General features: G+C 64.9%; 20 protein-coding genes. 11 read left to right on the top strand and 9 right to left on the bottom strand.

Features of this window, described 5'->3' with window-relative positions:
• Positions 1 to 117: 117 nt before the first annotated feature.
• A complete protein-coding gene (aspS, locus tag BDOA9_RS20760; protein WP_025035891.1) occupies positions 118 to 1890 on the bottom strand; it encodes an aspartate--tRNA ligase in 1773 nt (590 codons plus the stop codon).
• Positions 1891 to 2088: 198 nt separating this feature from the next.
• On the opposite strand from aspS, the gene BDOA9_RS20755 reads away from it, so the two are divergent.
• From BDOA9_RS20755 to rnd, 6 genes are all read left to right on the top strand, one after another.
• Positions 2089 to 3561, top strand: a complete 1473-nt coding sequence (locus BDOA9_RS20755; protein WP_025035890.1) for a protein adenylyltransferase SelO — start codon at positions 2089 to 2091, stop codon at positions 3559 to 3561.
• Positions 3562 to 3769: 208 nt separating this feature from the next.
• A complete protein-coding gene (locus tag BDOA9_RS20750) occupies positions 3770 to 4621 on the top strand; it encodes a phosphodiesterase (protein WP_025035889.1) in 852 nt (283 codons plus the stop codon).
• Between the two features lies 1 nt (position 4622).
• A complete protein-coding gene (locus BDOA9_RS20745) occupies positions 4623 to 5573 on the top strand; it encodes a carbohydrate ABC transporter permease (protein WP_025035888.1) in 951 nt (316 codons plus the stop codon).
• Positions 5570 to 6439: a carbohydrate ABC transporter permease gene (locus BDOA9_RS20740; RefSeq protein ID WP_025035887.1), complete on the top strand. Its 870-nt coding sequence runs from the start codon at positions 5570 to 5572 to the stop codon at positions 6437 to 6439. Before BDOA9_RS20745 ends, BDOA9_RS20740 begins: the two co-directional genes overlap by 4 nt.
• 11 nt (positions 6440 to 6450) lie before the next feature.
• A complete protein-coding gene (locus BDOA9_RS20735; RefSeq protein ID WP_025035886.1) occupies positions 6451 to 7782 on the top strand; it encodes an ABC transporter substrate-binding protein in 1332 nt (443 codons plus the stop codon).
• 416 nt (positions 7783 to 8198) lie between these two features.
• Entirely contained in the window at positions 8199 to 9347 is a 1149-nt protein-coding gene (gene rnd / locus BDOA9_RS20730; RefSeq protein WP_025035885.1) for a ribonuclease D, read from the top strand.
• A 125-nt stretch (positions 9348 to 9472) separates the two neighbouring features.
• On the opposite strand, the gene BDOA9_RS20725 is transcribed toward rnd, so the two are convergent.
• The 5 genes from BDOA9_RS20725 to BDOA9_RS20710 form a co-directional block, all read right to left on the bottom strand.
• Positions 9473 to 10855 (bottom strand): aspartate aminotransferase family protein, encoded by a 1383-nt coding sequence (locus BDOA9_RS20725; protein WP_025035884.1) that lies wholly within the window; start codon positions 10853 to 10855, stop codon positions 9473 to 9475.
• A 198-nt stretch (positions 10856 to 11053) separates the two neighbouring features.
• A complete protein-coding gene (locus BDOA9_RS38915; RefSeq protein WP_192859589.1) occupies positions 11054 to 11224 on the bottom strand; it encodes a hypothetical protein in 171 nt (56 codons plus the stop codon).
• Between the two features lie 30 nt (positions 11225 to 11254).
• Positions 11255 to 11818, bottom strand: a complete 564-nt coding sequence (locus tag BDOA9_RS20720; RefSeq protein WP_025035883.1) for an isochorismatase family protein — start codon at positions 11816 to 11818, stop codon at positions 11255 to 11257.
• 25 nt (positions 11819 to 11843) lie between these two features.
• On the bottom strand, positions 11844 to 12464 hold the full coding sequence (locus BDOA9_RS20715; RefSeq protein ID WP_025035882.1) for a GNAT family N-acetyltransferase: 621 nt from the start codon (positions 12462 to 12464) through the stop codon (positions 11844 to 11846).
• Complete coding sequence (locus BDOA9_RS20710; RefSeq protein WP_025035881.1) at positions 12451 to 13068, bottom strand: hypothetical protein; 618 nt, start codon at positions 13066 to 13068, stop codon at positions 12451 to 12453. Before BDOA9_RS20710 ends, BDOA9_RS20715 begins: the two co-directional genes overlap by 14 nt.
• A 71-nt stretch (positions 13069 to 13139) precedes the next feature.
• On the opposite strand from BDOA9_RS20710, the gene BDOA9_RS20705 reads away from it, so the two are divergent.
• Positions 13140 to 14180, top strand: a complete 1041-nt coding sequence (locus BDOA9_RS20705; protein WP_025035880.1) for a LysR family transcriptional regulator — start codon at positions 13140 to 13142, stop codon at positions 14178 to 14180.
• Positions 14181 to 14198: 18 nt separating this feature from the next.
• Here the strand turns inward: BDOA9_RS20705 and BDOA9_RS20700 are convergent, their stop codons facing one another.
• Complete coding sequence (locus BDOA9_RS20700; RefSeq protein ID WP_025035879.1) at positions 14199 to 15356, bottom strand: autotransporter outer membrane beta-barrel domain-containing protein; 1158 nt, start codon at positions 15354 to 15356, stop codon at positions 14199 to 14201.
• Positions 15357 to 15735: 379 nt separating this feature from the next.
• On the opposite strand from BDOA9_RS20700, the gene BDOA9_RS20695 reads away from it, so the two are divergent.
• A complete protein-coding gene (locus tag BDOA9_RS20695; RefSeq protein WP_024338088.1) occupies positions 15736 to 15942 on the top strand; it encodes a cold-shock protein in 207 nt (68 codons plus the stop codon).
• 220 nt (positions 15943 to 16162) lie between these two features.
• Here BDOA9_RS20695 and purN read toward each other — a convergent pair whose 3' ends face one another.
• Together purN and purM are read right to left on the bottom strand one after the other, a co-directional pair.
• Positions 16163 to 16816, bottom strand: coding sequence for a phosphoribosylglycinamide formyltransferase (gene purN / locus BDOA9_RS20690; protein ID WP_025035878.1), 654 nt, complete (start codon positions 16814 to 16816; stop codon positions 16163 to 16165).
• A gap of 14 nt (positions 16817 to 16830) precedes the next feature.
• Positions 16831 to 17904 (bottom strand): phosphoribosylformylglycinamidine cyclo-ligase, encoded by a 1074-nt coding sequence (gene purM / locus BDOA9_RS20685; RefSeq protein ID WP_025035877.1) that lies wholly within the window; start codon positions 17902 to 17904, stop codon positions 16831 to 16833.
• Positions 17905 to 18059: 155 nt separating this feature from the next.
• Between purM and BDOA9_RS20680 the strand changes: the two genes are divergently transcribed.
• The 3 genes from BDOA9_RS20680 (at position 18060) to BDOA9_RS20670 (ending at position 21721) form a co-directional block, all read left to right on the top strand.
• Positions 18060 to 18602, top strand: coding sequence for a CDP-alcohol phosphatidyltransferase family protein (locus BDOA9_RS20680; protein WP_025035876.1), 543 nt, complete (start codon positions 18060 to 18062; stop codon positions 18600 to 18602).
• A gap of 106 nt (positions 18603 to 18708) precedes the next feature.
• Entirely contained in the window at positions 18709 to 19386 is a 678-nt protein-coding gene (locus tag BDOA9_RS20675; protein WP_025035875.1) for a DnaA ATPase domain-containing protein, read from the top strand.
• 145 nt (positions 19387 to 19531) lie between these two features.
• Complete coding sequence (locus BDOA9_RS20670) at positions 19532 to 21721, top strand: RNA degradosome polyphosphate kinase (protein WP_025035874.1); 2190 nt, start codon at positions 19532 to 19534, stop codon at positions 21719 to 21721.
• The last annotated feature ends 1 nt before the right edge of the window (position 21722 follow it).

Genomic DNA, 21722 nt, shown 5'->3' with positions numbered 1-21722 from the left:
GCGACGAAGCAATCCAGAGTCCCTCCGCGGAAAGATTCTGGATTGCTTCGCTGCGCTCGCAATGACGAGGAGGAGAGAGCGCGCCGCTCCGTGCACGAGGAGAGGCGTAGCCTCACATCACTTCTGCGGCAGGTTCACCCGGATGTGCAGCTCGCGGAGCTGCTTGGTGGTTGCTTCCGACGGGGCGCCCATCAGGAGGTCCATGGCCTGCTGGTTCATCGGGAACAGCGAGATCTCGCGCAAATTCGTGGTGCCGCACAAGAGCATCACGATGCGGTCGACACCCGCGGCCATGCCGCCATGCGGCGGGGCGCCGTACTGGAAGGCGCGGTACATGCCGCCGAAACGCTCGACCACTTCCTGCTCGCCGTAGCCGGCGATCTCGAACGCCTTGACCATGGCTTCAGGCACATGGTTGCGGATACCGCCCGAGGCGATCTCGTAGCCGTTGCAGGTGATGTCGTACTGGAACGCCTTGATGGTCAGCGGATCCTGCGACGTCAGCGCCTCGAGCCCGCCTTGCGGCATCGAGAACGGGTTGTGCGAGAAGTCGACCTTCTTGTCGTCCTCATTGTACTCGTACATCGGGAAGTCGACGATCCAGGCGAGCTCGAACCGCTCCTTGTCGGTGAGGTTCAACTCCTCGCCGACCTTGTTGCGGGCAAGGCCCGAGAATTTCCAGAACTTATCGGGGTCGCCGGCGACGAAGAAGGCGGCATCGCCTTCCTTGACGCCGAGCTGCGCGCGGATCGCGGCGGTGCGCTCAGGGCCGATGTTGTTCGCCAAGGGACCTGCGCCCTCGCCGCCCTCGCGCCACATGATGTAGCCGAGGCCGGGCTGGCCCTCGCCTTGCGCCCACGAATTCATGCGGTCGCAGAAGGCGCGGCTGCCGCCGCCGGCTGCGGGAATCGCCCAGACCTGGTTCTTGGGATCTTCCAGCATGCGCGCGAACACCTTGAAGCCGCTTCCGCGGAAATGCTCGGAGACGTCCTGCATCTCGATCGGGTTGCGCAGGTCCGGCTTGTCGCTGCCGTATTTGCGCAACGCCTCGGCGAACGGAATCCGGCGCCAGCCTTTTGTCACTGGCTTGCCGTTGGCGAACTCCTCGAACACGCCGGTGATGACGGGCTCCATCGCCGCGAAGACGTCTTCCTGAGTGACAAAACTCATCTCGACGTCGAGCTGGTAGAACTCGCCGGGCAGACGGTCGGCGCGCGGGTCCTCGTCGCGGAAGCAGGGCGCGATCTGGAAGTAGCGGTCGAAGCCGCTCATCATGAGCAGTTGCTTGTACTGCTGCGGCGCCTGCGGCAGCGCGTAGAATTTTCCCGGATGGATGCGCGACGGCACCAGGAAGTCGCGCGCGCCCTCCGGCGAGGACGCGGTCAGGATCGGCGTGTTGAACTCGAAGAAACCCTGCCCCTCCATGCGCCGGCGCATCGACTTGATGATCGCAACGCGCGTCATGATGTTCTGGTGCAGTTTTTCGCGCCGCAAGTCCAAGAAGCGATATTTCAGGCGGATGTCTTCAGGATATTCCTGGTCGCCGAAGACAGGCAGCGGCAGGTCGCCGGCCGGGCCCAGCACCTCGATCTCGCTGATGTAGACCTCGACCTTGCCAGTCGGCAGATCGTCATTGTCGGTGCCTTCGGGGCGGCGGCGGACCTTGCCATCCATCTTGACCACGAATTCCGAGCGCAGCTTCTCGGCCAGCGAGAACGCCGCCGAGTCCGGGTCGACCACGCATTGGGTGAGGCCGTAATGGTCGCGCAGGTCGATGAACAGCACGCCGCCATGGTCGCGGACGCGATGGACCCAGCCGGAGAGGCGGATGGTCTCGCCGATGTTGCTCTCGCGGAGCGCGCCGCATGTATGTGACCGGTAGCGATGCATGGTCGTCCCAAAATCAATGTCTGAAGGATAACGAATCGAACGGCCCGTGATGGCCGGTCCGAAGTTGTGGCAGGGTTTACCCCGGCAGCACGGGGGCGGCAACCAAGGGAACGCCCTGTTTTGGGCCTCAGATGCCCATTTTTGGCTTATCGGGCCCGCAGCCTTTGCCGATGCCCGTTCCAGCCCTATCTTGAGATCATGACCATCCATTTCCCCTTCCAGAACTCCTATTCGGCGCTGCCGGACAGCTTCTTCGCCCGGGTCGCGCCGACACCGGTCGCCGCCCCCCGGCTGATCAAGCTGAACCGGCCGCTGGCTCTCCAGCTCGGCCTCGATCCAGACCTTCTGGAGACCCCCGAGGGCGCGGCGATCCTGGCCGGCAAGACGGTTCCCGCCGGAGCGGATCCGATCGCCATGGCCTATGCCGGGCACCAGTTCGGGCAATTCGTGCCGCAGCTCGGCGATGGCCGCGCCATCCTGCTCGGCGAGGTCATCGACAAGGACGGCGTCCGCCGCGACATCCAGCTCAAGGGATCTGGCCCCACGCCGTTCTCCCGCCGCGGCGACGGCCGCGCGGCGCTCGGGCCGGTGTTGCGCGAATACATCGTCAGTGAGGCCATGTACGCGCTCGGCATCCCGACCACGCGCTCGCTCGCGGCGGTCGTCACCGGCGAGCACGTCATCCGCGAGACCGCACTGCCCGGCGCGGTGCTGACCCGCGTCGCCTCGAGCCATATCCGGGTCGGCACGTTCCAGTTCTTTGCCGTCCGCCGCGACACCGAGGCGATCCGCCAGCTCGCCGATCACGTCATCGCGCGCCACTATCCGGACCTGCGCCAGGCGGAGCGGCCGTATCACGCCCTGCTCGCCGCCGTGGTCGCGCGCCAGGCCGAGCTGATCGCGCGCTGGCTCTTGGTCGGCTTCATCCACGGCGTGATGAACACCGACAACTCGTCGATCTCGGGCGAGACCATCGATTACGGCCCGTGCGCCTTCATGGATTCCTACAATCCCGGCCAGGTGTTCTCCTCGATCGACGAGATGGGCCGCTACGCCTACGCCAACCAGCCGCGCATCGGCCTGTGGAATCTGACGCGCCTCGCCGAATGCCTGCTGCCGCTGTTCTCGGACGAGCAGGAGAAGGCGGTCGCGGAAGCGCAGGATATTCTCGGCGCGTTCTCCGATCAGTTCAGCGCTGCCTATCAGGCCGGCCTGCGCAAGAAGGTCGGCCTGTTCACGGAGCGCGACGGAGACGAGGCGCTGATCGAGGACCTGCTCGATGCCATGGCCAAGAACCAGGCCGACTTCACCCTCACCTTCCGCAAGCTCGGCGAGGCCGCCGGCGATGACGCGGCCGACGTGCGCGCCCAGTTCATGGAGCCCGCGGCCTTCGACGAATGGGCCGGCCGCTGGCGCGCGCGCATCGCCCTGGAGCCGCAAACCGCAGCCGAGCGGCAGGCCGCCATGCACGCCGTCAATCCCATGTTCATCCCGCGCAACCACCGCGTCGAGGCCGTGATCCAGGCCGCGGTGAACGATGACGATTACGCGCCGTTCGAGGAACTGGTGAAGGTGCTGGCGAGGCCGTTCGAGGACCAGCCGGATTACGCGGCTTATGCCGATCCGCCGCTGCCGGACCAGCGGGTGCTGCAGACGTTCTGCGGGACGTGAAGCGGGCTCCGCCGCAAACCACCATCTCTGATTGATCCACGGCATGGATTGCGCGTTGCGCTGGTCCATTCCCTTCGGGCGAGCGTTGTGGACCCGTCCGGTCCAAGGGAACCGCTGTCATCAAACTGAAACACACGCGCTCTAACGGGCTGACAGCGCCGTCTTGCCGGAGGCGCCGATCCTCCAACCCTCCCGATCTAGGCGCGCCATGCCCTTCAAGTTCATCCACCTCACCGATACGCATCTCGCAAATCCCGGCGCGAAGCTCTACGGCCTCGATCCGCGGGCACGGCTGGATGCGGCGATTGCCGACATCAACAAGCACCAATCCGACGCCGCGTTTGCGGTGGTGACCGGCGACCTCACACATTGGGGCGAGCCTCAATCCTACGCCAATTTCGCCGAGGCGATGGCCGCGCTGAAGATCCCCTACATCGCGATGGTCGGCAATCACGACAAGCGCGTCACCTGCCTCGATGCGCTGAAGGCCGCGCCGCGCGATGCCAACGGCTTCGTGCAGGGCACGCGCACCACCGAGCACGGCCTGTTCGTCTTCCTTGATACGCTGGACGAGACCAGCCATGCCGGCGAGATGTGCGCAAAGCGCCTCGGCTGGCTGGCGAGCACGCTCGCGGCCGCGCCCGCCGACCAGCAGTTCGTCGTTTTCATGCACCATCCGCCCTTCCCGGTCGGCGTCCACGCCATGGACGAGATCGCGCTGAAGCAGAGCGCCGAATTCGCCGAAGTGATCGCGCCCTATCGGGCACGCATCCGCCACCTGTTCTTCGGCCACGTGCATCGGCCGATCTTCGGCAGCTACGGCAAGATTCCGTTCTCGACATTGCGCGGCACCAACCACCAGGTCTGGTTCGAGCTCGACGCTGCGGCCAGCGAGCATCTCGCCAGCCACGAGCCGCCGGCCTATGGCGTCGTGCTGATCGATGACGAGAACCTCGTCGTGCACAGCCACGATTTCCTCGACCAGAGTCTGCGCTTCCCCTTCGAGCCGCCGGCAGGCGTGGACGGCCGCGACTACGCGCTCAATTTCCGGGCGCCATGAGATGAGCCTCGCTGAACCCGCGGCTCTCCCGGTTGCGGCATCAGTGGCACCGCGTCTCAACGTCCTGAAGCGGTTCATGGGCCGCTTCAGGGCTTCGCTGCCGGCCTATCTGCTGTTGTTGCCGTCGCTGGTCTTCCTCGCGCTGTTCACCTATGGCGCGATGGGGCGCGTGCTCGTCGATGCGCTCTATCAGCGCGCGACGCCGAAGGCCCCGGTGCGCTTCGTCGGCTTTGAGAACATCAGCGCGGTGCTCGCCGACCCCGCCTTCGCAGGCGCCGTCGTCAACAACTTGATCTACGCATTCGGCACGGCAGTGCCGAGCATCGCGCTGGCGCTGTTGTTCGCGCTGGCGCTGTCGCGCACCAACGCGGTGACCAGCGCGCTGCGCGCTGCGCTGTTCCTCCCCGTCCTGATCCCGATGGTCGCGGCCTCGGCGCTGTTCCTGTTCATCTTCCTGCCGAATGTCGGCCTGCTCGACTATTACATCGGCCGACTGCTGCCGTTGCTGCCGAACTGGCTCGGCGACCCTGATATCGCGCTCACCGCCATCATGGTCATCACCATCTGGAAGAATGCCGGCTATTACATGCTGTTCTTCCTCGCCGGGCTCCAGTCCGTGCCCGAGGACGTGATGGAGGCCGCGCATCTCGACGGCGCCGGGCCGTACCGGCGGCTGCGCCACATCATTCTGCCCGAGCTCAAGCCCACCTTCCTGTTCGTCACCGTCATCGCCACGCTGAATGCGGTGACGCAGGTCGACCACGTCTTCGTCATGACCCAGGGCGGGCCGTCCAACGCGACCAACCTCGTGCTGTTCTACATCTACCAGCAGGCGGTCGAGCACTACGACATCGGCAAGGCTTCGGCGGCGACGCTGCTGACGCTGGCCGCGCTGATGGGCCTCACCGCGCTCTCCTTCCGCACCATGGCCAGCCGCGAGGGCGGAGCATGAAGCTGTTCGACAGGCTGTGGAAGGATGCCCCGCTCGCCACCCGCGGCGAGATCACGCCCAAGCTCGGCTTCGGGCTGACCGTGCTGCTCGCGATCGTCTGGCTGATCCCCTTCCTCTGGATGGGCGTTGCGACGCTGCGCCCGGCCTCCGACGGCATCAACGCCATGGCCGAGCTGATGCCGAGCCTGAAGCCGACGCTCGATAACGTCAGGGATGCCTGGGAGATCGGCGATTTTCCGCGCTACACGCTCAACACCACGATCATCTGCACCGGCATCCTGCTCGTGCAGTTCGTCACCATCACGCTGGCCGGCTTTGCCTTCGCGCGTCTGGAATTCGCCGGCAAGACGCTGCTCTTCTACCTGTTCCTGATGCAGCTGATGCTGGTGCCGGTGCTGCTGATCGTGCCGAACCTGTCGCTGGTGGCGCAGCTCGGGCTCTACGACACGCTCACCGGCGTGATGATGCCGTTCTTCGCCTCGGCCTTCGGAACCTTCCTGATGCGCCAGGCGTTCGAAGCCATTCCGACCGAGCTGGAAGACGCCGCCCTGATCGACGGCGCCAGCTTGCTCCAGCGCATCCGCCACATCTACGTGCCGCTGTCGATGCCGAGCTTCTCGGCCTTCGCCATCATCTCCGTGACCAGCCACTGGAACGACTTCCTGTGGCCGCTGATGGTGATCAATTCGCCGGACAAGCGGCCGCTCACGGTCGGCCTCTCCGTCTTCACCAAGACCGCCGAAGGCACCCAGGCCTGGGGCACCATCGCCGCAGGCACGCTGATGGTGATCGCGCCGCTGCTCATCGCCTTCCTGATCTTCCAGAAACGCTTCATCAGCTCTTTCGTCACCTCAGGCATCAAATAGGAGATTTTCCGATGCTGTTCTCCCGCAGGCTCATGCTCGGCCTTGCCATGATAGGCACCATGGCAGGCACCCTCGCCGTTCCGGCCAAGGCCGAAGGTCCGACCGAGGTCGACCTGTTCTTCCCCGTCCCCGTCGACGGCAAGCTCGCCCGCGACATGGGCACCTTGATCAAGGAGTTCAACGAGACGCATCCGGCGATCAAGGCGACCGCCGTCTACACCGGCTCCTACGACGACACGCTGATCAAGACCCGCGCCGCGATCAAGGCCGGCAAGCCGCCGGCGGCCGTGATCATGTCGGCGAACTTCCTGCTGGACATGCAGATCGAGAACGAGCTCACCAATCTCGATGCGCTGATCAAGGCCGACGGCACCACCAAGGAGCAGTTCCTCAGCCAGTTCTTCCCGGCGCTGCACGGCAATGCCGTGATCAACCGCTCGGTCTACGGCGTGCCGTTCCACAATTCGACGCCGCTGCTCTACATCAACGCCGACAAGGCCAAGGAAGCCGGCCTTGATCCGAGCAAGCCGCCGCAGACCTGGGCCGAGCTCACCGACTGGGCCAAGAAGCTGACCAAGCGCGAGGGCGACAAGGTGACCCAATGGGGCATCGCGATCCCCTGCGCCTACGATTATTGCGGCTGGATGATGGAAACGCTCACCATGAGCAATGGCGGGCGCTATTACAACGAGGAGTTCGGCGGCGAGGTCTATTACGATACGCCCTCGATGCTCGGCGCGCTCTCCTGGTGGAACGACCTGATCTACAAGCACAAGGTCCACACGCCCGGCGCCACGCCCGGCCCCGCCGTCAGCACCTCCTTCATTTCCGGCAATGCCGCGATGATGATGCTGTCGACGGGCTCTCTCACCTATGTGCGCGACAACGCCAAGTTCGCCTACAAGGTCGCCTTCATCCCGCGCAACGTCCGCAACGCCGTGCCGATCGGCGGCGCCTCGCTGATCATGCCGGCAGGGCTCGAGGCCGACAAGCAGAAGGCCGCCTGGACGCTGATCAAGTGGATGACCTCGCCGGAGAAGAGCGGCTGGTGGAGCCGCGCCACCGGCTATTTCGCGCCCAACATGGCGGCGTACAAGACGCCTGAGATGGTCGACTTCCTGAACAAGAACCCGGACGCCAAGACCGCCGTCGAGCAGCTCGATGTCGCAAAGCCCTGGTTTGCGACCTACAAGACCGTCCCTGTCCGCAAGAATCTCGAGGACGAGGTGATGCTGGTCCTCAACGGCAAGAAGCAGCCGAAGGAAGCCCTCGCCGCCGCCCAGAAGGCCGCCGACGAGACGCTGAAGCCGTATAATGCGGAGACGTCGCTGAAGCTGCCGTAAGGCGGGCTGCTCTCCCACGAACAACATTCGGCGCTCCGCCATGCGGGGCGCCGAAATCGTTTAGGGTCGAACCCCAATCCATTAACCCCCCGTCCACCATCCGCCCCGACCTGCCGCCGGTAACCATTGCAATTAACAGACCCTCAACGCAGCCCCGACAAATCTATCCATGTTTCTGGAGGTTTCGCCGTGGATCTGTTGGTTATCGAGTTCCTGGGACTGGCGCTGGTCGCCATGTGCGTGATCGTGGTGGCGTTGCCTTGCGCCCGAAAATCCTCGCACCGGGTCCGCTACGAATAGGATTTTCGTCGGAAAGAGACGATTCCGGCCGGATGCAAGGCTCGAATTTGCTTAGAGCCCCTTGACATCACAGCACTTTCGGCAGAACGGCTGATATCAAGTGTCATGGGCCGTTCATGGATTTGATTACCACCACCGCTGACCTCGCGGCTGCCTGCAGCCGGCTGGCCAAGCACCCCGTCATTACAGTCGATACCGAGTTCCTGCGCGAGACCACTTATTACCCGCTGCTATGCGTGGTGCAGATGGCCAGCGCCGAGGAGGCCGTGGTGATCGACACCCTGGCCGAGGGAATCGACCTCAAGCCGTTCTTCGAGCTGATGGGCAACGAGGCCGTGCTCAAGGTGTTTCACGCCGCGCGGCAGGATATCGAGATCATCTGGCACCAGGCGGGCATCATCCCGCATCCGGTATTCGACACCCAGGTGGCCGCGATGGTGCTCGGCTACGGCGACAGCATCGCCTATGACGCGCTGGTCGAGAAGGTCACCGGCCACCGCCCGGACAAGACCCACCGCTTCACCGACTGGTCGCGCCGGCCGCTGACCAAGGAGCAGATGCATTACGCGGTGTCCGACGTCACCCATCTGCGCGACGTGTTCGCCGCGCTGGACGCCGACCTGAAGAAGCGCCGCCGCAGCGAATGGGTCTCCATCGAGATGGAGGTCCTGACCTCGCCCCGTACCTATGACTTCCATCCCGAACGCGCCTGGGAGCGGCTCAAGACGCGGGTCCGCAAGCCCAAGGACCTCGCGGTGCTGATGGAGGTCGCGGCCTGGCGCGAGCAGGAGGCGCAGAGCCGCGACGTGCCGCGCGGCCGCGTGCTGCGCGACGAAGCCGTCACCGACATCGCGACCCACGCGCCGACCACGCTGGAGAAGCTCGCGCACCTGCGCTCGGTGCCGAAGGGGTTCGAGAAATCCAAATGGGGCGCCGACATCATCGCCGCGGTCGAGCGCGGGCTGGCGCGGGACTTCACCAAGCTGCCCAAGCTGGAGAAGCCGCGCAACAATTCCAACGGCGCCGCCATCGTCGAGCTGTTGAAGGTGCTGTTGCGGATGACCGCCGAGCGCCACGCGGTCGCAAGCAAGGTGATCGCGACCGTCGACGATCTCGAAGAGATCGCCGCCGACGATGAAGCCGACGTGCCCGCCCTGCGCGGCTGGCGCCGCGAGTTGTTCGGCGACGCCGCGCTGAAGCTCAAGCGCGGCGAGCTGGCGCTGGCGATCGAGAAGGGGCGCGTGATCGGGGTGCAGCGGGCGTAGGCTTTGTCGCTCTCTCCATCGTCATTGCGAGGAGCTCTTGCGACGAAGCAATCCAGACCGTTTCCGAGGAGGGATTCTGGATTGCTTCGCTTCGCTCGCAATGAATTTGACGCGACAGCGTGCCCTTACGCCGGCGTCAGCTTGGCCACTTCGCTCTTCATGTCATTCAGCACGCCGGAGATCGCCGCGACCAGCTCGTCGATCTGGGCCTTGGTCGTGATCAGCGGCGGGCAGATGGCGATGGCATCGAGCATGTTGCGCGAGATCACGCCGCGCTCCTGGAGCATGCGGCTGGCGATGCCGCCGACGGCGCCGGGCGTCGCGGCCGCGGTCTTGCGGCTCTTGTCGATCACGAGCTCGAGCGCGGCGATCATGCCGACGCCGCGGACCTCGCCGACCAGCGGGTGGCTCGCCAGCTCACGCAGGCGGCCCTGCATGTAGGCGCCGAGCTCGGCGGCATGCGCGACCAGGCCGCGCTCCTCGATGATCTTGAGGTTCTCGAGCGCAATGGCCGAGCCGACCGGATGGCCTCCGGCGGTGAAGCCGTGGCCGAGCACGCCGATCTTGTTGCTCTCGTCCGCGATCGGCTCGAACATGCGATCGTTCATGATGATCGCGGAGAGCGGAAAATAGCTCGAGGTGATCTGCTTGGAGACGACGATCGCGTCCGGCTTGATGCCGTAGGTCTCGCAGCCGAACATCTTGCCGGTGCGGCCGAAGCCGCAGATCACCTCGTCAGCGACCAGGAGGATGTCGTACTTCTTCAGCACCTTCTGGATCTTGTCCCAATACGTCGCCGGCGGCACGACGACGCCGCCCGCTCCCATCACCGGCTCGCCGAAGAAGGCCGCGATCGTATCCGGCCCTTCCTTCTGGATCAGGGCGTCGAGCTCCTCGGCCCGGCGCGTGGCGAAGGCTTCCTCGCTCTCGCCTGGAGCACCGTCCTTGTAGAAGTGCGGCGAGCCCGTATGCAGGATGTTCGGCAGCGGCAGGTCGAACGAGCGGTGGTTGTTCGGCAGGCCCGTGAGGCTCGCCGATGCAATGGTGACGCCGTGATAGGCACGCAGGCGGCTGATCACCTTCTTGCGCTGGGGCTGGCCGAGCGCGTTGGAGCGATAGGCGATCAGCTTCAACACGGTGTCGTTGGCTTCCGAGCCGGAATTGGTGAAGAACACCTTGCTCATGGGCACCGGCGCGAGCGCGACCAGCTTCTCGGCGAGGTCGATCGAGGGACCGTGCGACTTGGCGGAGAAGGTGTGGTAGAATGGCAGCGCCTGCATCTGCTTGTACGCCGCCTCGACCAGCCGCTTCTCGTTGAAGCCGAGCCCGACGCTCCACAGGCCCGCCATCGCCTCGAAATAGCGCTTGCCCGATGCGTCGAAGACGTAAGGCCCCTCGCCGCGCTCGATCACCAGAGGACCGGCCTGCTGATGCGTGCGGGCGTTGGTGTAGGGATGGAGCTGATAGGCCACATCCCGGGCCTCTTGCGAATTGGGCAGCATGGACATTTGCGAAGATCCCTGGAAGCGTCACGCCGCCGGCTCAGCCGGCGTCATCACTCGATGGCAAGTACTCGTCTCGAGTCCTTGGCTATTGCCATGACGCAAAACTTGCAACGCCAATTCGTCGGCGGCAAGCGCTCAGCAGCGATGCACAAAGCCGCACATGACGGCACCCGCGGATCGCAGAAGCCGACCGCGCAGCCCTCACGCCGCGCCGTCGTCGTCCCCCTCGTCGGTGGCGGCAACGGCTTCCCTCACCTCCACCTGCGCCATCGAGAGCAAGTAGACCGTCGTGGGCAGCCCAAGCCTGCGCGCCGTCTCGGCGGCACGTGACAGATCGCTTGCCAGCTCCTTGAGCTCGTCTCCCCGCGACAATTCTCAACCCCATCGACCGGCCGCGGCCGCCTACACCGCGACGGCGCCGCTGGTTCTGATCAGTTCGGCGCTGGACTGGATTGTAGCAAAATTCGCGATGACATTCACTACCGCATGCCGGTAGGCAGCAGCATCGTCCGCGCCTGGCTGCCGGCAGGCCACGGCGTCATTGATCACATGGTAGCGATGACTGCGGTGAAACCCCTCGACGGCGGTGGCCAGGATGGTCTCGTCCAGGGAAAAGCCGACCAGAATGCAGCGCATGGCGCCGATGGCGGACATGTGGCCGACAAAGCGCGACGAACTGTAGGCGGACGGCAGCGGGTGCTCGAACGTCATCTCGCCCGGCCGGGGCCTGGCCTCCGCGATCCAATCGGTCAGCCTGGATGACGGATTGAACCAGGCCGCCTGCGCGATGCGCTTCAGATGCATCACCGGCCATAGATTGCTGCGCCACAGCGTCAGGAGTTCCAGGCAGCGCGCCGTCGTCGCATCGCCTTCGCTTATGACGTGGCGGCGGCCGGGGGTCAGGTACTCGACCTGAAGATCCGCACAGACCAGGATCGGCGGATCATCGTGCATGGAAGACAGCATCTTGTTGCGCGTAGCTGCACCAATTTCAGCGGTCGGCGAGCGCGAGATCCCGCAGCGGTGAGGTCACCGACCGCCCCGCCGAGGCATCGAGCACGCCAGGGCGGTCCCAATCGCCCTCGGGACGGATGATCACATAGGGATCGCTGTCCAGCGTGATGGCGTCCGGGCCCGGCTCGATCTCCAGCAGCATCTCCGTGTAGGAGAAATCGGAGAAGGTGATCTTGCGGTTGTGACCGAGCGGCTTGGCACCGAAATGGGCCCAGAAATCGACCAGCCGGTCCTGCGCCTGGCCGTAGATCTTGCGAAAGCCCTTGCGCTTCACATAATCGACGCTGGCCTGCACCAGCTTGAACGAGACGCGCGAGCGCCGATATTGGTGACGCACCGCAAGCCGCTCCACCTTGGCGAAATCGCCGAAGAAGCGCACCCGCAGGCAGCCCGCAGGCTCGTTGCCGACGAAGCCGATGAAATGCGCTGCGACCATGTCGTTGCCGTCGAACTCCTCCTCGAACGGACAATCCTGCTCGGCCAGATAGACCGCCGAGCGGATGGCGGTCACCAGCATGAGATCGCTCGGGTCGCGCGCGAGGCGGATGGTGATGGCGCGGGAACAGGGCTTGGCGACAGGAATTCTAGTACCGTGCATCTGCAAAGCTCCTTGATTGAATGATCGCACCCGGCATCTGCATCGGCCGCCGATGCCAGGGCCGCTCGTAGCACCAGAGGTCGGGTTGGAAGCTCGGGACGGGTGCAAAGCCCGTCGCCTTCATGATGTCGCGTCCGGCCACCGTTGACGGCTGCGCATAGCAATCCGCGCCGCGAAACCTTATCTGCCGCAGATGAGCCGCGGCCTTGCCGAGACCGGCGATGCCGCGGCCCGTCGCCGCGATCGCCCAGATGTAGATTGCAGCGACGTCTTCGTCCGCCGATGCGAGATAACGCGTCTCGGGCGCGGTGAGGCAAATCTCGTCGAGCAGCAGCGCGTCATGTCCGCGGTCATTGAGAAACAGGAAGGCCATGCCGCCGACGAGCTTGCCTTTGCGGCTGAATGTCAGGATGCTCTGGGGATCGAAGACGTAATATTTGGCAAGCTCCGCCGTCCCGATCTGCACGCCCGGCACCAGCCGGTGCGCCATCTCCGAAAGCGCTCCAATTTCGGAAAATTGCGCACAACGGACGTCGACGTCCGGGCTCAGCGGCAAGGCATCGAAATCATGCCTTGCGGCAAACGTGCCCCTTTCCATACTCATGTCGCGCCTCTATCGTTCGAGGCTTTCATGCCCCGCTATGACGATGAGCTTAGCGGTTGGGGATCAGGAGTATGCACCAGTTATTGCACCGGGGTGCTGCGATGATGCAGCACCGTGAAGAAGCCCTGGGCGCGTCCTGGGATGATTTGAAGCTGTTTTTAGCATGCGCAAAATATAAAAGTTTTCGCAATGCCGCCGAAGAGCTCGGCCTCACCTCGACCACGCTGATGCGCCGCATCGACCGGCTCGAGGAGAGCATCGGCTGCAAGCTGTTCCTGCGCGACCAGAGCGGGCTGACGCTCAGCGATGAAGGCACCGCGATGATCGCCGACGTCACGCATATGGAGCGTCACGCCTTCAACGTCTTCCGCCGCGCCGCGCGGTCGTCGAGCGACACCTCGGGCACCGTGCGCGTCGCGGTGACGGAAGGCCCCGGCAATTTCTGGATCCTGCCGCGGCTGATCGACTTCCAGAAGACCTATCGCAAGATCACCGTCGATCTGCGCTGCGCGATGGAGCAGGCCGACGTCGCGCGGCTCGAATCCGATATCGCAATCCAGCTCGAGCCGCCGACCAATCCGGACCTGATCGTCGCCAAGCTCGGCCGCCTCCACATCTATCCCTTCGTCTCCAAGGAGTATGAAAGCCTCTACGGCGTGCCGGCAACGCTCGCCGAATTGAACAACCACCGCATCATCAAGCAGAGCGCGCCGCAGGTCGACGACGGCGCCTATGCCCGCGTGCTCGGATTGCAATCGCTGGAAGGCATCGTCGGGATCAAGACAAATTCGTCGGTCGGCGTGCTCTATGCGGTTGAGCGCGGCGCCGGCATCGGCTTCCTGCCGACGGTGTCGATCGCGCTCGGCGCGCCGCTCGTTGCCGTCGATCTCGGCGTCAGCCACCACGCCGATCTCTGGCTCACCTATCACAAGGAGTTCCGCAGCTCCGAGCGGCACAAGATCGTGGTCGACTGGCTGAAGAAGATCTTCGATGCCAGGACCTATCCCTGCTTCCGCGACGAGTTCATCCATCCGAACGCACTGGTGCCGATGATGACCGCGGCGCGCGAGGGCTTCGGCTTGACGGGCTATGTGGCGACGGCGCCGACCTGAACGCGGGCGAGCCTCGCCTCACCATTTGTACTCGAAGCCGAGCGTGCCCTGGTGCGAGGTGAGCTCGTTGCGGAACTTGCCGTCGTAATTGACGTAAAGCCGCGCCACGTTGGTCAGGCTGAGCGAAGCCGAGGCCCCGGCATCCGCGCCGTAACGGCTCTCGCCGATGCCGGGGACGATGATGTTCTGGGCGCCCAGGCTGACCTGGATGGATCCCAGGTCCTGGTGGAAATTGTCGACGAGCTTGCCGTAGGCCGAGAGGTCCAGGATCTTCTGGTCGATGATGAAGTAGCGGCCGATCTCGGCCCCGATCATGATGCGCGCGCGCGACAGCGCTGACGAGCCGACGTTGAGCGGATCCAGTCCTCCGGTCTCCTGGAACGCGGCGCTGGTGGCGCGCACATATTCCAGCGCGCCCTTGGGCACGATGCGCATCTGGTCCTTGGTCCAGTAATAGCTGATCTCGGTCAGCCCGCCGTCGACGGCGGCGCGATAGCCCGCGGTCGCAAAGCCGAGGCCGGTGTCGCGGCTGGAATGGACCTTGCCGAAACCGTGCACCACCGCAAAGGCCCAGGTCCACGGACCCTTGTCCACCGAGCCGCTGAAGCCGAGCTGGGTCAGGTCGAGCGTTGCGGATTGCAGCGCCAGCGGCACGTCGATGTCAGTGTGGCTGTGGTCGACGGAGAATCCGATATTGACGCCGGGTGCGAGCCGCGCGCCGAAGCCGGCGACGCCGCCAAAGGTCTTGCGCTTGTCGCCGACGAAGTCGCCTTGCGCATCGGTGCGGACCGAGAGGCCGTAGCCTTCGATCCAGGTGCGGTAGCGCGGATCTTCCGCAGCCGCCGAGGCGCCGCCGCCGTCCGGATTGGTGCGGAACGCCCGGTTGACGCCGCCGGATGCCTGATTGCCGAGCCGCTCCAGGAAACCCGAGCCGAAATTGAGCATGCTGTTGCCGGCTGACTGATTTTGATTGGTCGAGGTCGGGGAAGGAATCGGGGTCGGTGACGGCGTGGGTGTCGGGGTGGGCGTCGGCGTCGGGCTTTGCGCGAAGCTGGGGCTCACGGCCGCCATCGTCACGACCAGCGCAAACGCCATCGCAAGCGCAGCGGCGATCCGGCGGACGCGGTCCAGCCCGATCGTCTGCCGTGTCCCGGAGAGCTGCGCGGCGCAGCGCATGACGATGAATCCCGAAAGCGAAGTGGCGGCGCGCAAAAATGCAACACGGTCTGCGGCGCTTGCGGCGATTTGTGCCGAACTACCACGAGGGGTCAACGGGTTGGCGCATGACGGCGAAGGCTATTGCACCGATTGTGGTTCCGCTGCCACAGGTCGCAAATTGCGCTTGAAGGCAGCCGGCCAGGTCTTGAAATCCGCGCGCGGCTTGCTAGCCGGCGATTTTCATGTTGCAATATCGGTCACAATCGGAATTGGCCGTTTGCTGTGCGTTTTGCGACATTGCGCCTCAAGACTCGAACAGACTTCCGGAAGCCCGTTTGTGGCGTGGCACGCGAAAAAGCGGCCGCGTCTTTTTTGTATCCAGTGGAGGAGACGAGCGATGCCGCAAAAGGGCACCGTCAAATGGTTCAACCCGACCAAGGGCTATGGGTTCATCAAGCCGAACGGCGGCGACAAGGACGTGTTCGTCCACATCTCCGCGGTCGAGCGTGCCGGACTTTCCACCCTCAACGAAAACCAGGTGGTTGAATTCGACCTCGTGGAGAACCGCGGCAAATCATCCGCGGAGAACCTCAAGGTTTCCTGATGTCTCTCGCGGCCTGCGGGCGATCATGACGTTGCCCCCGGCTCTGCCGGGGGATTTTGTTCGCGGGCTCGCCCGATGCGCGTAGATTCATGGTTCGGCCCGCTCGCGCCACATATTCCGTCATTGCGAGCGAAGCGAAGCAATCCAGAATCTTTCCGCTGAGCGATTCTGGATTGCTTCGTCGCAAGGGCTCCTTGCAATGACGGCGCGGAGCGGCTGCTCAGCCGACCACCGGCGCCACCAGAAAATTCTCCGACGCTGCGCTGCCCGCCGTCCTGCACACATCGCCCTCGATCCGAACCTTGCCGGTCGCCAGCAGCCTCAGCGCCTCGGGATAGATGCGGTGCTCGACCTCGAGGATGCGCTCGGACAGCGTATCGCCCGTGTCGTGGTCGCTGACGGGAACCGCGCCCTGCATCACGATCGGGCCGGCATCGGTCTCGGGGATGACGAAATGCACCGTCGCGCCGGACAGCTTGACGCCGGCGCGCAGCGCCTGGCCGTGCGGGTCGAGGCCTGGGAACGAGGGCAGCAGCGAGGGATGGATGTTGAGCATGCGCCCGTACCAGGCCCTGGTGAACTCGGCCGTGAACAGGCGCATGAAGCCGCCGAGACAGATCAGCTCGATTCCGTGCTTGTCGAGCGCGGCCTGCAGCACCTTCTCGAATCCGGCGCGGTCCTTGCCGAACGGCTTGCTCTCGATCACCTCGGTGGTCACACCGCTCGCCCGGGCACGTTCGAGTCCGGGCGCATCGGGCTTGTTGGAGATGACGAGCGAGATCTCCGCCGGGAAATCCGCGGCGGCGGCGGCCCTGATCAGCGCGGCCATGTTGGAGCCGCGCCCGGAAATCAGGATGGCGACGCGGCGCTTCATCACAGCGCCAGTCATTACAAGGCCATGTCGAGGTGGCCGTTATAAACGACGCGGTGCTCGCCTTCGGCGGGAATGACGGTGCCGAGCTGCGCCACGGTCTCGCCGGCCTCGGTGAAGACCTCGATCACCTTGTCGACCTTGTCGGGCTCGACGATCGCGATCATGCCGATACCGCAATTGAAAGTGCGCAGCATCTCGAGCTCGGCGATGCCGGCCTGCGCCGCCAGCCATTTGAACACCGGCAGCACCGGCAGGCGGGCGAGGTCGATGCCGACGCCGAGGTGCTTGGGCAGGACGCGCGGGATGTTGTCGGTGAAGCCGCCGCCGGTGATGTGGGCGAGCCCCTTCACCGCGCCGGTCTCGCGGATCGCGCGCAGGCAGGATTTGACGTAGAGCCTGGTCGGCGTCAGCAGCGCGCCGCCGAGCGTCATCACCGGCGCGAACGGCGCCTGCGCCTCGAAGCCGAGGCCCGACTGCTCCACGATCTTGCGGACCAGCGAGAAGCCGTTGGAATGCACGCCGGACGAAGCGAGACCGATCACGGCGTCGCCCGCGGCGATGTCCTTGCGCGGCAACAACGTACCGCGCTCGGCGGCGCCGACGGCGAAGCCGCCGAGGTCGTAGTCGCCGTCCTTGTAGAGGCCGGGCATCTCGGCGGTCTCCCCGCCGATCAGCGCGCAGCCGGATTCGCGGCATCCTTCTGCAACGCCGGCGACGATCGCGGCGGTGGCCTCGGGGTCGAGCTTGCCGCAGGCAAAATAATCCAGGAAAAACAGCGGCTCGGCGCCCTGCACCACGAGGTCGTTGACGCTCATGGCGACGAGGTCGATGCCGATGCCGCCATGCAGGCCGGTCTCGATCGCGATCTTGACCTTGGTGCCGACGCCGTCGGTCGCAGCCACCAGGACCGGATCCTTGAAGCCGGCCGCCTTGAGGTCGAACAGGCCGCCGAATCCGCCGATCTCGGCATCGGCGCCCGGCCGCGCGGTGGCGCGCACCATCGGCTTGATCAGGTCGACCAGGCGGTTGCCCGCGTCGATATCGACGCCTGAATCGGCGTAGGTGAGGCCGTTTTTGCGGTCGGTCATGCCCGATTTCCAGTGGGTTTGCGGCTGGTTACGTCGAATTCCGGGGACGCGCAATGGCTCGCATGGCGCTCCTCGCTATACTATGTAGACATATCAACCGGTTCAGCCTGCAACGGGCCGGATTTGAGGTCAGAACCGGTGCCGGGAAGCGCTGCGTGAGTATTCCGAACATTATTACCCTGGGCCGCATCATGCTGGTCCCGATCATCGTCTGGGCCATCGTGTCGAGCCAAATGGAGGTGGCGTTCGCCGTCTTCCTGATCGCCGGCATCAGCGATGCCGTGGATGGCTTCCTGGCCAAGCGCTTCAACATGACGAGCGAGCTCGGCGCCCTGCTCGACCCGCTCGCCGACAAGGCGCTGCTGGTCTCGATCTACATGGCGCTCGGCATCTGGGGCGCGATCCCGCGCTGGATCGTGATTCTGGTGGTCTCGCGCGACATCATGATCGTCGCCGCCGTGATCGTGTCCTGGCTGTTCGACCGGCCGGTCGAGATGAAGCCGTCGAAAGTGTCCAAGCTCAACACGGTTGCACAAGTCGCGTTCGCAGCTTTGGTGCTGGCGGCGCTTGCCTTCGGCTTCAAGCCCGCGCCTTATGATATCATCCTGATGGGCCTCGTCACGGTCTTCACGCTCTCCTCCGTGTCGCTCTATCTCGTCGAGTGGCTGCGGCACATGAGCACGATAGAGGCCAAGTAGCACGATAGAGGCCAAATGAGAGTGGAAGCGGCCTCGCAAAGGCCATCTCCACTCGATCAAATCTCTCTTCGGACGGGCCGGCGCCCCGGCATGGAGCAAAGCAAGCGTGGCAGGCCGCGTTCATCCCCGACAATTGGCGTTCGCACTTCCGCATGCGGAGAGCCTCAGCCGGGACAACTTTCTCGAAGGCCCCGCCAACGCGGCCGGTCTCGGCCTGATCGACAGCTGGCCGGAATGGCCGAACCGAATCATGTGGCTGACCGGTCCGGAGGGAAGCGGCAAGAGCCATCTTGCGGCGATCTGGGCGGAAGAGGCCGGCGCGCGCTCGACCAGCGCCGATGCACTGACCGCGGCAAGCGTTCCGGGCGCGCTCGCCACCGGCGCGCTGGTGGTTGAGGACCTGAAGGCTGGAAAATTGGACGAGCGAGCCCTGTTTCACCTGATGAATCTCGCCCGCGAAGACGGCGCCTACGTCCTGTTCACCGGGCGCGAGGCGCCGGCCGCGCTTCAGATCGAGCTGCGCGACCTGCGCTCGCGCCTGCGCGCCGTTCCGGTGGTCACGCTGCTGCCGCCCGACGACCAGCTGTTCCGCGGCCTCATCGTCAAGTTCTGCGCGGACCGCCAGCTCACTGTGGATGAGAGCGTGGTCGGCTACCTCGCCACGCGCCTGGAACGGTCCTCGGCCGCCGCCCGGCGGGCGGTCGAGCTGCTCGACAGCGAAGCCCTGCGGCTCGGCCGTCCCGTCACCCGGGCGCTGGCCGCCGAGCTGCTCCGGGACCCCTGACCGGCTCGCGAGGCCCCTGACGCCCCGCTTGACGCGGCGCGGCCGCGGAACATCAATGTCATCGAAACGTCATCGCTCTAACACATGCTCCCGCCGATTTTGCGCGTAAGTCGCAATTGGGGTGAACTGGATGGACCGACTTCTGATGGACTCTGCGCAAGCTGTTGAAACAAAAGAGAAAGCCCCGGAAGCCGAGGGCCTTCCGGCGATCGCGTCCAGCCCCGAGCGGTTCATCAACCGCGAGCTGTCCTGGCTGCATTTCAACCGCCGCGTCCTGGAGGAATCAGTCAACCCCAGCCATCCCGTGCTGGAGCGCGTGCGCTTCCTGTCGATTTCGGCGAATAACCTTGACGAGTTCTTCATGGTCCGCGTCGCCGGCATCAAGGCCCAGGTGCGCGAGGGCATTGCCGAGCGCGCGCCCGACGGCCTGACGCCGTCGGAGCAGCTCGCGCTGATCAACCGCACCGTGTCCCAGCTCGCGTCCGACCAGCAGGCGATCTGGCGCGACCTCCGCCTCACCCTGGCCGGCGTCGGTATCGTGCTGGTGGACGGCAAGGACGTCACCAAGGCGGAACGGACCTGGATCGAGGACTACTTCCTCCACAACGTGTTCCCGCTGCTGACGCCGCTCGCGATCGATCCGGCTCACCCCTTCCCGTTTATTCCGAGCCTCGGCTTCACCATCGCGCTGCAGCTCACGCGCGCCGCCGACGGCCGGCAGATGAACGCGCTGATCCGCATGCCCGGCAAGATCGACCGCTTCATCCGCCTGCCGGCGGAGGGCACCGTGCGCCTGATCTCGCTGGAGCAGGCCACCGCCCTGTTCATCAACCGCCTGTTCCCCGGCTACAATCTGCACGGCCAGGGCGCCTTCCGGATCATCCGGGACTCCGAGCTCGAAATCGAGGAAGAGGCCGAAGACCTCGTCCGCCTGTTCGAGACCGCGCTGAAGCGCCGCCGCCGCGGATCGGTGATCCGGCTCGAGATCGACGCCAAGATGCCGGAGGAGCTGCGCAGCTTCGTGCAGCACGCGCTCTCGGCCGCCGACGACGAGGTGTTCCTGGTCGACGGCGTGCAGGCGATGAACGAGCTCTCGCAGCTCACCCGCCTCGACCGGCCCGACCTCGAATTCACCCCTTACGTGCCGCGTCATCCCGAGCGCGTGCGCGAGCATGGCGGCGACATCTTCGCCGCGATCCGGCAGAAGGACCTGATCGTCCACCATCCCTACGAATCCTTCGACGTCGTGGTGCAGTTCCTGCAGCAAGCAACGCGCGACCCCGACGTCGTCGCGATCAAGCAGACGCTCTACCGCACCTCCAACAACTCACCGATCGTGCGCGCGCTGGCGGAAGCCGCCGAAGCCGGCAAATCAGTCACCGCGCTGATCGAGCTGAAAGCGCGGTTCGACGAAGAAGCCAACATCCGCTGGGCGCGCGATCTCGAACGCGCCGGCGTGCAGGTGGTCTACGGCTTCCTCGAACTGAAGACACACGCGAAGCTTTCGATGGTGGTGCGCCGCGAGGGCGGCAGCCTGACGACCTACGTCCATACCGGCACCGGCAATTATCACCCGGTCACCGCGCGCATCTACACCGACCTGTCCTACTTCACCTCGGACCCGACGATCGGCCGCGATGCCGCGCGCGTGTTCAATTTCATCACCGGTTATGCCGCGCCGAGCGATCTGGAAAAGATGGCGGTGTCGCCGCTGACGCTGCGCAAGCGCATCATCGAGCACATCCAGGGCGAGACCGCGCATGCGCGGCATGGCCGTCCGGGCGCGGTCTGGATGAAGATGAACGCGCTGGTCGACCCCGACATCATCGATGCGCTCTACGAGGCGTCCCAGGCCGGCGTCCAGGTCGAGCTCGTGGTACGCGGTATCTGCTGCCTCAGGCCGGGCATTCCCGGCCTGTCGGAGAACATCCGGGTCAAGTCGATCATCGGCCGCTTCCTGGAGCATGGCCGAATCTACTGCTTCGGCATGGGCCAGGGCCTGCCGAGCGCGAAAGCGGCTGTGTATATCTCCTCCGCCGACATGATGCCGCGCAACCTCGACCGCCGCGTCGAGGTATTGTGTCCGCTGCAAAATCCGACGGTGCATCAGCAGGTTCTCGAACAGATCATGGTCGCGAACCTGAAGGACAACGAGCAGAGCTGGCAATTGTTGCCGGATGGGTCTTCAACGCGTATGAAGACCGCGAAGGGCGAGGAGCCTTTCAACGTCCACAACTACTTCATGACGAATCCGAGTCTGTCTGGCCGTGGAAAGTCGCTCAAGGAATCCTCGCCGCGTCGTCTCACGCGCCGGAACGAACGCCATCAATCCTGAT

It is taken from the genome of Bradyrhizobium sp. DOA9 (assembly GCF_000617845.2).
Lineage (GTDB): Bacteria > Pseudomonadota > Alphaproteobacteria > Rhizobiales > Xanthobacteraceae > Bradyrhizobium.
Note: the sequence above shows the minus strand (reverse complement) of the source record. Positions and strands in the feature narration are given on the sequence as shown.